The organism is uncultured Porphyromonas sp., assembly GCF_938023125.1.
In the GTDB taxonomy this organism is placed as follows: domain Bacteria; phylum Bacteroidota; class Bacteroidia; order Bacteroidales; family Porphyromonadaceae; genus Porphyromonas.
In genome coordinates, this window is the sequence record NZ_CALHDW010000002.1 from 149,648 (window position 1) to 162,861 (window position 13,214).

Genomic DNA, 13,214 nt, shown 5'->3' on the forward strand with positions numbered 1-13,214 from the left:
GGCAGAACCTCCAAGAAGAGTTACTATTACTTAGCAGGAGCCAGCTCTACGGTAAAGTGACGCATCACGGGGAGTTCTTCTGTGATTACGTAGCCCCTTGTAATGCTTTCTCGCCTATCGAACACATTCTTCACGGCGGCCGCGATTACATCCATGTGATTATTGGTGTAGGTACGGCGTGGAATGGCAAGACGCAGCAGCTCCAGACGCGGATAGCGATTCTCGCGTGTGACTGGGTCGCGGTCGGCTAGGATGGATCCGATCTCTACCCCACGTATGCCGGCCTCTAGGTAGAGTTCTATACCCAGCGTCTGTGCGATAAACTCTTCTTTGGGTACGTGGGTAAGGATCTTCTTAGCGTCGAGGAAGATGGCGTGCCCTCCTGCCGGACGCTGATAGGGGATGCCGTATTCGTCGAGCTTGCGCCCTAGGTAGGCGACCTGTTCGATGCGTGTTTCGAGCGTATCGAACTCAGTACCTTCGTCCAGCCCCTGAGCCAAGGCGTTCATGTCACGTCCGGAGAGACCTCCATAGGTGATGAAACCTTCGTTCATAACGCAGAACATCTGGCAGCGACGCCATAGCTCTTTGTCTCGGAAGGCGAGGAATCCGCCCATGTTCACGATGGCATCTTTCTTGCTGGACATGGTCATGATATCGCCGTAGCTGAGCATCTCCCGCACGATTTCCTTGATGGATTTATCCTTGTAGCCCTCTTCACGAGTCTTGATGAAGTAGGCATTTTCTGCGAATCGTGCTCCGTCTATCTGCACGAGGATGCCGTACTTGTGGCACAACTCGCTGGTCTCGCGGATGTTCTTCATCGAAACGGGTTGCCCGCCGGCGGTATTGTTCGTTATGGTGAGTACGCAGCAGGGGATGCGATCTTTGGGAGTTTCCTTTAGCACCTTCTCGAGTTTTTCGAGGTCCATTTCGCCCTTGAAGGGGAGCTCTAGCTGGGTGTCTGCCGCTGCGTCTATAGTGCAATCTACGGCTGCTGCCTTACGGAATTCGATATGTCCTTTAGTGGTATCGAAGTGCGAATTACCAGGCACTACGTCACCTGCCTTTACGATGGTGGAGTAGAGTACATTCTCGGCAGCGCGCCCTTGGTGGGTGGGGAGGAAGTACTCGAATCCGAGGATCTCTTGGATGGCTTTTCGCATTTTGTAGTACGAGGTCGCACCTGCGTAGCTCTCGTCTCCCAGCATCATGGCGCTCCATTGTTTGTCGCTCATGGCGCCGGTGCCGGAGTCGGTTAGGAGGTCGATAAAGACCTGTTCGCTGTGTAGGTTGAAGAGGTTGTATTTGGCCTCGCGTATCCACGTTTCGCGTTCTTGTCGTGTGCTCTTGCGGAGCTGTTCTACCATCTTGATGCGGTAGTTTTCAGAAAAGGGAATTTCCATGAATTCTGCTGATTAAATGAATTTTGAGTGTAACTTTTGCCGGGAGTTATTCGTTGGGCTCTCCAAGATGCGCCTAGAGTAAGAGATCTCCTGGCGTGGGGCTCGTAGATAAGGACTCCATACCAGGGGTTCTTTTGAGAGCCAAGTACTAGATTGTAATGCTTCGGCACCTCTCCTTGGGATTGGTGATGTACACTTTATCTCTAGGGCACTGCGTTGCATTTTCTTGGCTTTTCTTCCTTCGAATACAATTTGAGTACAAGTATAATAAATGTTTTCAAAATGTACAAGGATTCGGTCGAAAATCTGACACAGAGCCACCTTTTAGAGGGGATCTACGTCGAAGAGGATACGAGAGCGTCGGGCAGAAAGCGAGGTACGCTCCACCTGATGGAGGATGCTTTTTAAGGCTTCGCGAATCTGCCTTGCCGAGTAGTTGGGAGCCAACTTGAGGGTAATCTGCCGAATGTACATGAGTCGTACGCGAGATACATAGGGCTTGATGGGGGCGGATACGTGAGCTAGTCCGGGGTAGCTCCCGAAGTGCCGGGAGAGGAGCGTTGCCGTCTCTATTGCATCTTCTTCCCTTGTGCTTTTAACTACTACCTGAATGATCCGCTCGTAGGGAGGGAAGCCGAAAAATGTGCGCTCCTGTAGTACCAACTCCGCGTACTTCTCCCTAAGTTCGCGAGAGGGCATGTCAAGATACTCGAAGAGAGGACGCTGCGTATCACTCGTTTGTAGGAGCATGAGAGCCTCGGGGTACTTTACAGCCAGGCGGTAGAGGAGGGCGAAGACTAATTCGTCTGTGCGGAAGTCGGGTAGGGCGAGCATGGCATCAAGTTGGGGTACTGCGACCAGTCCTACCCCCTGAATCGGAGCAAAGTGTGTGAGCATCTGAGTACCCACGTAGAGGGAGGCCTTCCCCTCCGCTAGCGCACTTCGGATGTGGCTTCGCTTTTCCTTGCCCGAGGTCGTATCGGCATCAATGCGTACAATCTCCTCCCCGGGGTAGAGCGTGGCTAGTTCGTCCTCAATGCGTTCCGAACCGTATCCTACCTTCTTCAGCTCCTCCCGATCCGCTCCACAGTGTGGGCACTGCGGCGGTAGTGATAGATTGTAACCGCAGTAGTGGCAGGTGAGCCGATTCTCCATCTGATGGTAGGTGAGGCTTACATCGCAATGCAGGCAACGGATGCTCTTGCCGCACTTCTGGCACAAGATATAGGGCGCATATCCGCGTCGAGCACTTACCAAAACTACCTTCTCACCCTTCTTTAGCGTCTCGGAGATGGCCTCTCGGAGGGGGAGGCTCAGTAATGTCCCCGTCTTGAGGCGGCGAGTCGTGCGCTCGTAGTCCAAATCGATGGTGCGAAAGGTGGCTAGGGTAAACGACTCCTGAGACGCTGTAGCGGCATATTTGTCGTGGGCGACGTTGTGGTACGTCTCCATGGAGGGCGTTACGGAGGTGAGAAGTAGGGGAATCTTGCTCTTGGTAGCCCTGTAGGCGAGTAGGTCTCGGGCATTGAAGCGAGGTGCCGGCTCCTGTTGCTTGTAGAGAGGATCCTGCTCCTCGGCTACGATGATGAGTTTGACCCCCTCCAGCGGAAGCAGTGCCGCCATGCGACTTCCTACGACGATAAGAGGGGCGTCGCTCTCTGTCAGGCGGTAGCGTAGGGAGGCTCGTTCGCGGTCGGATAGACTGCTGGTGTAGAGATAGATCGGGGTCTCTTCGGGGAGCTTTAGTTGGGAGCAAAGTGAGGGGAGGTCGCCCTCTAATCCGCTACTCTGAGGGAGTAAAAGGAGCACGCGTCCCCCTCGGGCTAGCACGGCGGCCGAGTAGGCTCCGATTCGCTCCAGTTCGTCGCTGTACGTTGCGGCGGTGTAGTAGTTGGGGCGATCGCTCTCCAAAGGTGGAAGATTCGGGGCTATTCGATACTCGGGAGGGCGGTCGGTAGAGGCATATTGCCGAAAGGAGCGTTCCAGCACCCCTTCGGAGAGGAGGTAACGCAGGGCGTTTTGTCGGTTGCTATCCCCGGCGATCAGTTCTTTTTCGCGGACGGAGCCGGAGAGAGAATGCTCCTGGTCGGGGAGAAGCTCCACAAAGCGGTAGAGCAATCGCGTTCGAGCAGGCCTTCGCTTATAGGCATCCAAGAGCAGGTTCAGAGCATCGTCCGATTGGTACTTGGGGTTTAGGTAGAGCCATCGCTCCCCGATTCTTTTTTCTACTCCCCGTACTCGCTCCTTTAGGGAGAGGACGCCGTGGGCTACGAGCTGGTCGAAAACGGAGAGTTTATTGCGCCCCGGGATGTATTGCAAGAGGGTTTCGAAGTGGATCCCTTTGCCTGTGATTGAGCGGAGATTCTCAATTACTTCGCTCTCGGTGCGCCCGAGGGAGGCGTCGGAGTCGGCTTGCTCGAAATCAATAAGTACCTCCGTTCGGCTCTCGGGTAGGAGCGTGGCAGGCAGAGCCGCGTGCAGCAGATCTCCCGGCGTTGCCATGTAGTAAAGGGCAGCCCAGAGCCACGAGTCGATCTCTTCTTGGGAAATAATGGGAGCGTCGTCCGGTAGGTATCCTAAGGACTTTACCTTGTGCGTCTCCACTCCCAATGGAAGCGTAGGAGAGAGGCTCGCTATGATACCTACGTAGATGCGCTTCGCTCCGAATTGTACGACGCAGCGCATACCTACTCGCACTTTCGCCTCAAGCTCCTGGGGCACTCGGTAGTGGTAAAAGTCGCTTAGGCTTAGTGGGAGCAGTACGCCGGCGTACAACATTGTGGTTTAGTTACCGGAGAGGTAGCGGTGCATATTGGCTGCAGCTCGCCGACCGTCGCCCATGGCTAGGATGACCGTTGCGCCCCCTCGTACGATGTCGCCTCCGGCATACACATCCGGCAAGTCGGTCGCTCCTAGTTCGTTCACAACGATGGTACCCTTGGGAGTTACGTTAAGTCCCGAGAAGGTATTAGGGATAAGAGGATTGGGCGATACCCCGATGCTGACGACAACTACCTCTACAGGGATTTCCTCAATCGCTCCCTCTATAGGTATCGGCTTACGGCGCCCTGATGGGTCGGGTTCTCCTAGCTCCATCTTCTGTAAGCGCATCTTGGCCACGTGTCCCCTCTCATCGGCAAGATATTCGATAGGGTTGTGCAGCGTTAGGAACTCTACCCCTTCTTCCTTGGCGTGGGCTATCTCCTCTAGGCGCGCCGGCATCTCCTCTTCGCTACGGCGGTACACAATCATGGCGCGTTCAGCCCCTAGTCGCTTAGCTGTACGTACACTATCCATAGCGGTATTTCCGCCTCCTATCACGGCTACGTGCTGTCCGCGGAAAACAGGGGTCTCGCTATCAGGATCTCCTGCGTTCATCAGGTTTACACGCGTTAGGTATTCGTTAGAAGACATTACGCCGATGAGGTTTTCCCCGGGAATGTTCATGAAGTTGGGCAACCCGGCTCCTGAGCCGACGAATAGCCCCGAGAATCCCATCTCGTGCAAGTCGTCGTACGAGAGGGTAGCCCCTATTATGGTATTGGTCTCAAAGGAGACACCCATTTGTTTGAGCAGCTCTATCTCCGCATCTACCACCTTATTGGGCAGACGGTACTCGGGGATACCATACTTCAGTACGCCCCCAATTTCGTGCAGAGCTTCGAATACTACCACTTCGTACCCTAGCTTTGCCATATCTCCGGCAAAGGACAATCCGGCAGGGCCACTCCCCACAACAGCAATCTTTTTGCCCGTGGGAGGGGCTAGGGTTGGCATCTCAACGGCATTGTGCTCTCGAGCCCAATCTGCGGCGAATCGCTCTAGGTAACCGATGGCAACAGCCGGTTTCTTCATCGTTTGGTATACGCACCGGCTTTCACATTGGCGCTCTTGAGGGCAGACACGACCACAAACGGCAGGCAAACTGGTTGTCTCTCGTAGCGTGGAAGCTGCGGCAGCAAAATTTCCGCGCTCTATTTCCTTTATGAAAGAGGGGATATGGATGCCGACGGGGCACCCCTCCATGCAAGTTGGTTTGGCACAGTCTAGACAGCGACGAGCCTCCACAAGGGCTTGCTCCTCGGTTAACCCTTGATTTACCTCTTCTGTAAGTGTAGTGATGCGGTACTTGGGGTCTAGTTCGGGCATTTGGGCACGAGCTATGGCAGTACGCTCTTTGGGGGAGTGGCTCTTGCGTAGCTCTTCTCGCCAAGCTTGCTTTCGGCGTTCGGCAATTAGTTCATTCATTTCCATTGTAGTAGATATTAGAGGTTTATTTACCGACGTCTTTATAGGAATTAAGACGCATCAATAGCTCATCAAAATCTACTTGATGGGCATCAAACTCCGGTCCATCAACGCAAACGAATTTGCGCTTCCCTCCCACAGTTACACGGCAGGCTCCACACATCCCGGTGCCATCTACCATAATGGTATTGAGTGAAGCTATTGTGGGGATTTGGTACTTTGCCGTGAGAGCGGAGACAAATTTCATCATAATGGCAGGGCCGATGGTCACGCACTTATCTACCTTTTCTCTTTGGATTATTTCCTCTACGCCCTCAGTTACGAGTCCCTTTTTCCCAAGTGAACCATCATCGGTCATAATGAGGACTTCGTCGCTAGCTTGGCGCATCTCCTTCTCTAGTATGACGAGATCTTTGGTACGAGCTGCTAGTACTACAATTACTCTGTTGCCGGCTGCATGAAAGGCTTCTACGATGGGGAGCAACGGGGCAACACCAACACCCCCTCCGGCACATACAACAGTGCCCACTTTCTCTATTTCAGTAGCCTGCCCAAGGGGACCTACCACATCGTGTACGTAGTCTCCTTCGTTGAGGGCAATAAGTTTCTTGGACGATTGTCCCACACCTTGTACTACCAAAGTAATGGTTCCTTGGTTGAGGTCTGCACTTGCAATGGTTAGAGGAATGCGCTCGCTATGAGCATCGGCACGCACTATTACAAAGTTACCTGCACGCCTAGCTTTGGCAATACGCGGAGCCTCAATACGCAGCATAGCTACGTTTTGGGAGAAGTATTTCTTCTCTACAATTAAATTCATTTCTCTCTTTCTTTCGGAAAATGTATAGTGGGGAATGGGTTATAGACCGGGCCAGAGATTTGAGTAATCTTTGGGGTCTATAGCCTCTACCTTTTGTTCAATATTGTCTTCGAGGTTTGGGAAAAAGTCGAAGTTCGTTTTATCCTCAAGCTCGTCTATGGAGCAGGCCAAAGGAGCTAATCCTCCCTTTAGTTTTTGACTATTTTCATGGCTAATCCAGAAGCCAAGAGACCTCCACTCTCCGTCTTTTTCTACGAGAATGGCCATCCAATAGTTGCGGGGAACGGCAATCTTACCGCCCGAGAGGGTAGGATAGATACCTTCGGGAGCGAGAGTCCCCCCCTTGGCAATATACATCTTATCGGTTACAGCTTCGTTGCGAGCCCACTTCTGCACCACCTCCTCAAGTTGTCGCCAAGCGACCTGGTTAAAGGCGGCTTTCTGGGGGCTCATATTGGAGTAGTAGAACGTTTGTCGGTTGGCCTCGTCTGAGAATATTCGGTCGTGGGATGCTACCAGGTGCCCTCGGTCGTATCCTTTGAATGAGCTGCCATTTACTTCGTATTGGGCCGGAATAAAAGGATCCCATGCCCAAGCATTGCTGCGCTTACCGTTGATTTGTTTGGTGTAGTTGTCGAAGCTAAAGCAGACCCAAAGGGCATGATGCAACTTGATATCGTACTCAAGCGAATAGTTTACTCGTGTACCATTGTTTACCCGATGCGTAATGAAAAAATCCCCTTGACGCCCACGCACTTTGGGGCATTCTAGTAGAGAGGCATCTCCCGCTCCATTGGGTACATAGGGCGGTTGTGGCTTTTGCCGTGATTGACAGCCCCAGAGACCACTTCCTAGTAGCAGGGCTGAGATGCATGCTAAGATGAGTTGACTGGATTGTTTCATACTACTTTGTTCGTTTTTGAGGCAGAGATACTTCTATGAGATTCTTCCGTTGTACTAGTCTCTCTTTTGCAAAGGTACCAATTAACGCTAAAACCTTATAGCAGACTCCTCTCAAAGCCACTATTTATTAAAATAGAGCCCTCCTTCTGGAGAGAAGGAAGGGCATTGGACTGATTACTTTATAGCTAGCATCCGCTGGATGGGTAGCAAGGCTCGCTCTCGCACTTTAGGATCGATTGTCACTACATGCTTCTCGTCTCGGAGGGCATCGCGTAGGTCGGTAAGCGTGGTGAGTTTCATATACTCGCAGTAGTGCTCTCGGGTGATAGGGATGAACTCGAGGTGAGGATATTGGTGTACGAGTTCCGTAATAGCTTCCTTTTCGGTGGCTACCACAAATTGCTTTTTATCGCTTTGTGCCGGATGCTTTAGGATGCCAGAGGTAGAGCCAACAAAGCAGCGAGGGTGCTCTAGAATACCCTTGTCTCCACAAGCAACCGACTCCGGATGGATGAGAATATCTGCATTGGGATAACGCTCAAGATACTCGCGGATGAGCTCGCTGGTAATGTGTCTGTGTACATAGCAATCGCCCTGCCAAATATCCATATTACGCCCTGTTTTGAGGTTGATGTACTCCCCTAGGTTCTTGTCCGGACCAAAGAGGATGGGTACATCGAGGGGCAACGTCTCTATCACCTTGAGGGCATTGGCACTCGTTACACAGTAGTCCGTTTCTGCTTTTACGGCAGCCGATGTATTTACGTAGCTTACAATAAGACCATTGGGGTGGTATTTGCGCCAGGTTGCCAGCCCTGCGGCTGTAACACTCTCGGCTAGGGAGCATCCGGCATTCTCTACGGGGATGAGCACTTTCTTCTCAGGAGAGATAATTGCTGCCGTCTCTGCCATAAAATGGACTCCGCAGAATACAATCACCTTTGCCTTTGTGGTGGCTGCGAGTTGGGATAAAGCCAAGGAGTCGCCCAGTATATCGGCAATAGCCTGCACTTCCGGACGAGCGTAATAATGCGCAAGTATAACAGCATCACGCTCTTTCTTCAGTTGTGCAATCTCTTCTGCAAGAGCCTTAACGTCTTCGTTGTTATTCATTTTCTATCCCTTTTGGTTGAGGTAAAAATCTTATTGTATAAAGTTCATGCTAATGTCGAGAGCCTTTACGGAGTGAGTCAGAGCCCCTACACTAATGTAGTCTACCCCCAATGCTGCTACCTCACGGATGCGCTCGAGAGTCATGTTGCCCGAGGCCTCCACTGCGCAGCGATGATTGATCAAACGTACGGCCTCCAGCATGGCTTCGTTGCTCATATTGTCTAGCATAATAATGTCTGCACCGGCAGAGAGAGCCTCTTCTACCTCTTGGAGGCAGGTGGTCTCTACCTCTACCTTAACGGAGAGGGGAAGTTGAGAGTGTACCATCTCTACCGCCTTTGTGATGCTCCCCACAGCCTTGATGTGGTTGTCTTTGAGCATAATCATATCGTACAAGCCCATACGATGATTGCGCCCACCTCCGTGTCTCACCGCCATTTTATCGAGAAGTCGCAGCCCGGGAGCTGTCTTGCGCGTATCCAGGATATGCGTATTGGTGCCTTCGCAAGCGGCCACATAGCGGTGCGTTTCGGTAGCGATACCGGACATCCGTTGCATAAAATTTAGGAGAAGTCGCTCGGCGGTAAGGAGGGTAGCATAAGAGGCGGTGATGGCCATAATTTTATCTCCCTTCTGTACGGAGTCTCCGTCATTTACGAAGAGTTCTACCTTGTTGCTCCCACGCTTGTCGAGTACTCGTTGGGCTATCTCAATACCCGAGATAATGCCGGGGGCTTTGGCAGTGAGGAGTGCTGTTGCCTCAGTTACGTCGGGGAAGATCGATTCTGTGGTAAGGTCGCCTTGAGCAATATCTTCGTCAAAGGCAAGATCGATGAGACGATCTATTTTTTCTAATTCGTCGTGAGTTGCTTTCATAGAGAAACCAGACTGGAAGTCGTAAATACTTGTTTTATACTCTCTTGAGTAATGAGGGAATGATATGCTTTGTCGTTGGGGAGTGTCTCGGGGTAGTCACTGCGGAAGTGCCCACCTCGGCTCTCTTTTCGTTCGAGAGCCGCCCTTACCAAACAACGAGCTAGGTGTAGTCTTTGGGAAACAACAGTGGCAGATAAGAGTTGTTGCGCAGGAGATGAGATTTCCGAGATAAGCCTATCGAGCTCCTCTAAAGCGGTAGAGAGAGAGGCTTCTGTGCGTACAATCCCCACGTGCTTCATGAGCAACTTCCCTAGTTGTAGCATGTAGTCCCTCCCATACTGTTCTCTCCACTCTTGCTCTTGAGCTACCGAAGAGAGGGGGAATTCTCGGTGGAGTAATGGAGACTCCGAAGGAAGAGATTGAGGATAGGGGTGCTGATGGATGTGGTCTGCGATGCGTTTGCCAAAAACAAGACACTCAACAAGGGAATTAGAAGCTAAGCGATTGGCACCCATCACGCCCGTAGAGGCAACTTCTCCCACCGCATAGAGTTGTCGTACAGACGTAGCTCCATTAAGGTCCGTTGCCACTCCTCCCACGGTATAGTGAGCTGCCGGAGCTACGGGTATCTCTTGGGTAAGATCCAACCCTATATCGGTACAATGTTGGGCGATGGTGGGGAAGCGATGGCGTATATGCTCGGCATCAAGATGACGCAAGGAGAGGGTAACACTATCCCCTCCCTCGGCTTCTATTTGATGGAAGATTTCGCGTGCCACTACATCTCGGGGCGCAAGCTCTGCCAGCGGATGCTTTGCCAGCATAAAGCGTTCCCCCGATTTATTATAGAGGTGTGCTCCCTCCCCTCGTACTGCCTCGCTGATGAGGAATGAGGCCTGCCCCGGCACGTATAGAGCCGTTGGGTGGAATTGTACAAATTCGAGATCTCGCAGCGTGGCTCCTGCCGCTAATGCCATCCCCAATCCATCGCCTAGAGCCGTTGGAGGATTGGTCGTGGGGTGATAGAGAGCTCCGGCACCTCCGGTGGCTAGGATGGTCGCATGTGCGGTTATCGCTTCTGTCTCGTGCGACTTTTGATTATAGGTATAAAGTCCGAAGCATTGGCCTTGGGTTACAATTAGCCCTAGTGCAAAGTAGTGATCTAGGATCTTTATATTGGCCGTTTTGCGCACTTGCTCCGTCATAAAGGAGGTGACCATTCGGCCTGTGGCATCTCCTCCGGCATGTAAGATTCGTCTGTGATGGTGCCCTCCTTCTAGCCCTAATGCTAAGTGACCATCTTCGGTATCGAAGTGCATCCCTAAGTCGATCAATTCTTCGATACGTTGCGGCGCCTCTTCTGTCAGGATGCGTACAGCGGCTTCGGAGCATAGTCCGCGCCCTGCTTCAATCGTATCTTCGAAATGATTTTTAGGGGTGTCACTTGCCTCTGTTACGGCAGCCATTCCCCCTTGTGCAAAATAGGAATTACTCTCCTCTAGGGTAGTGCAGGTAACAAGAGCTACAGAGCCTTTGGAGGACAATAAGTATGCGGTATATAGACCCGCAAGCCCCCCTCCTACTACTACATAGTCGAACTGCATCATATAGCTTCTCTTCTCTCTTCCAATTGAACGTTGGGGCAAAGGTACTCTTTTATTTATGATAAAATCAGGGAAAGAGGGCAGAGTAGGCGAGTATAAATGCTGCGTACCATATTCCCTGAGAAATGGTTACTTTTGCGCTTGTAAGTGGTTACACAGAGGGGGAAACAACGAATTGCTACCTATAAAGAACCGCTACATTAGTTTAGACCAAAGAAAGTAATAGATATACTATGCTTAGAGAAATTCTTTCTGTCTCGGGTCGTCCGGGGCTTTTCAAACTCCTCTCTCAGGGGAAAAACTCCCTCATCGTGGAGTCTCTTACAGACAAGCGTCGCACGCCTATCCATGCTACAGATCGAGTGGTGTCGCTTGCAGAGATTGCCATATATACGACTGAGGGAGAGAAACCTCTCGGTGAGGTGCTAGATCTTGTGTATACGGCTGCCGAAGGCAAGGAGGTAGACCTCAAAACCATTGGGGCAACCAAAGAGTCTACTTTTGCCTATATGGAGTCCGTTCTCCCCACGTACGACAAAGACCGAGTTTACCCTACCGATGTAAAGAAGATGCTCTCGTGGTATAATATATTGGTACAAAGCGGCTTTACCCGATTCACTGCAGAAGAGACCCCCGAAGAGGGGAAAGAAGAAGAGGTTAAGTAACCTTTCTTATTCGATTGCTTACTAATTAAAATCCATTAATAGTACAAACATTGCTATGTTTAAGGGAATGAAAGATTTCTTGGGTGCTGAGCTCAAGAAGATCAAAGAGGATGGGCTCTACAAAGAGGAGCGCATCATTACGACACCCCAACGTGCCGACATCAAGGTTAATGAAGGTCAAGAAGTACTTAACTTTTGCGCCAACAACTATCTAGGCCTTAGTGATCATCCTCGCCTCATCAAGGCTGCAAAAGAGGCTATGGATAGCCGTGGTTATGGTATGAGTAGCGTGCGTTTCATTTGTGGTACGCAGGACATGCACAAGCAACTCGAGCGTGCTATTGCCGAGTACTTCCATACCGAAGACGCTATTCTTTATGCTGCTTGCTTCGATGCCAACGGAGGTGTGTTTGAGCCTCTCTTTGGTGCAGAAGATGCCATTATTAGCGATGCCCTCAATCACGCTTCTATTATTGACGGGGTACGTCTTTGCAAGGCAAAGCGTTATCGTTATGCCAATGGTAACATGGCAGAACTCGAAGAGTGCCTCAAAGAAGCACAAGCACAACGTCATCGTATCATTGTAACGGACGGTGTTTTCTCTATGGACGGTAATGTTGCCCCCATGGATCAAATTTGTGCTCTTGCTGAGAAGTACGATGCTCTTGTGATGGTAGACGAATGCCACTCGGCAGGCGTTGTGGGAGCAACCGGTCGTGGTGTTGCCGAAAAGTACAACTGCTGGGATCGTATTGATATCCATACCGGTACACTCGGTAAGGCTTTTGGTGGAGCTGTTGGTGGCTTTACGGCAGGTCCTCAAGAAGTTATCGATATGCTTCGTCAGCGTTCTCGTCCCTACCTCTTTAGTAACTCAATTCCCCCCGCAGTAGTAGGTGCCGGTCTTGAAGTTTTCAAGATGCTCAAAGAGGACGATTCGCTCCATACCAAACTTATGGAGAATGTAAACTACTTCCGCGACAAGATGATTGCTGCCGGTTTTGATATCAAACCAACTCAGAGTGCCATCTGTGCTGTGATGCTCTATGACGCACCTCTGTCTCAGAAGTATGCTAAGCGCATGCTCGAAGAGGGTATCTATGTAACAGGATTCTACTATCCTGTTGTACCCAAGGGTGAAGCTCGTATCCGCGTACAGCTCTCTGCCGGTCATAAGCGTGAGCACCTCGATCGTTGTATCAATGCCTTTATCAAGGTGGGTAAAGAGCTTGGTGTAATTAAGTAATTACCTATACATAGAGAGAGGGGCTTCTCCCCTTTCTTCTGTTTCTTACAACCTCCGGTTGAGCATCCAAAGGTGCCTGCCGGAGGTTTTTTCTTTCATAAACATAGATCTTAGGAGAAAGTCTAAGAGTATGAGGAGGATACGTGTTTATAGAGGATAACGCAGTACTATTGATGGTTTCTGCGAAGTAGTTGCTATAAGTAAAGAGAATGTTTGGGAGAGAGTTCTACAAGGTCGTAGAGTAACATTCTCAGTATTTTGTCGAGGATGAGGAGAATTGGGATTTTGATACCCTAATGTGGGAATGGGATGAAAACTTTCCAAGAGAGAAAA

At 51.0% G+C, this 13,214-nt stretch carries 10 protein-coding genes; 2 read left to right on the top strand and 8 right to left on the bottom strand.

All coding sequences use genetic code 11. From position 1 onward, the window contains the following. Nucleotides 1–26: 26 nt before the first annotated feature. From Q0090_RS00690 to nadB, 8 genes are all read right to left on the bottom strand, one after another. Nucleotides 27–1,406 carry a tryptophanase gene (locus tag Q0090_RS00690; RefSeq protein WP_297946451.1) on the bottom strand — a complete coding sequence of 460 codons (1,380 nt, stop codon included), beginning with the start codon at nt 1,404–1,406 and terminating at the stop codon, nt 27–29. Nucleotides 1,407–1,730: 324 nt separating this feature from the next. Further along, nucleotides 1,731–4,184, bottom strand: coding sequence for a primosomal protein N' (priA, locus tag Q0090_RS00695; protein ID WP_297946453.1), 2,454 nt, complete (start codon nt 4,182–4,184; stop codon nt 1,731–1,733). Nucleotides 4,185–4,190: 6 nt separating this feature from the next. Beyond that, nucleotides 4,191–5,660 carry an NADPH-dependent glutamate synthase gene (gene gltA, locus Q0090_RS00700; RefSeq protein ID WP_297946456.1) on the bottom strand — a complete coding sequence of 490 codons (1,470 nt, stop codon included), beginning with the start codon at nt 5,658–5,660 and terminating at the stop codon, nt 4,191–4,193. Nucleotides 5,661–5,679: 19 nt separating this feature from the next. Further along, on the bottom strand, nt 5,680–6,474 hold the full coding sequence (locus tag Q0090_RS00705) for a sulfide/dihydroorotate dehydrogenase-like FAD/NAD-binding protein (RefSeq protein WP_297946459.1): 795 nt from the start codon (nt 6,472–6,474) through the stop codon (nt 5,680–5,682). Nucleotides 6,475–6,513: 39 nt separating this feature from the next. Further along, nucleotides 6,514–7,377 carry a DNA/RNA non-specific endonuclease gene (locus Q0090_RS00710; protein ID WP_297946462.1) on the bottom strand — a complete coding sequence of 288 codons (864 nt, stop codon included), beginning with the start codon at nt 7,375–7,377 and terminating at the stop codon, nt 6,514–6,516. A gap of 174 nt (nt 7,378–7,551) precedes the next feature. Continuing rightward, nucleotides 7,552–8,490 carry a quinolinate synthase NadA gene (gene nadA, locus Q0090_RS00715; RefSeq protein WP_297946464.1) on the bottom strand — a complete coding sequence of 313 codons (939 nt, stop codon included), beginning with the start codon at nt 8,488–8,490 and terminating at the stop codon, nt 7,552–7,554. Nucleotides 8,491–8,520: 30 nt separating this feature from the next. Beyond that, nucleotides 8,521–9,366: a carboxylating nicotinate-nucleotide diphosphorylase gene (gene nadC, locus Q0090_RS00720; protein ID WP_297946467.1), complete on the bottom strand. Its 846-nt coding sequence runs from the start codon at nt 9,364–9,366 to the stop codon at nt 8,521–8,523. Then, entirely contained in the window at nt 9,363–10,973 is a 1,611-nt protein-coding gene (gene nadB, locus Q0090_RS00725; protein WP_297946469.1) for an L-aspartate oxidase, read from the bottom strand. The genes nadC and nadB overlap by 4 nt, the downstream gene beginning before the upstream one ends. A 230-nt stretch (nt 10,974–11,203) precedes the next feature. On the opposite strand from nadB, the gene Q0090_RS00730 reads away from it, so the two are divergent. Further along, nucleotides 11,204–11,635 (top strand): DUF5606 domain-containing protein, encoded by a 432-nt coding sequence (locus Q0090_RS00730; RefSeq protein WP_297946472.1) that lies wholly within the window; start codon nt 11,204–11,206, stop codon nt 11,633–11,635. Nucleotides 11,636–11,690: 55 nt separating this feature from the next. Continuing rightward, nucleotides 11,691–12,881, top strand: a complete 1,191-nt coding sequence (kbl, locus tag Q0090_RS00735; RefSeq protein ID WP_297946475.1) for a glycine C-acetyltransferase — start codon at nt 11,691–11,693, stop codon at nt 12,879–12,881. The last annotated feature ends 333 nt before the right edge of the window (nt 12,882–13,214 follow it).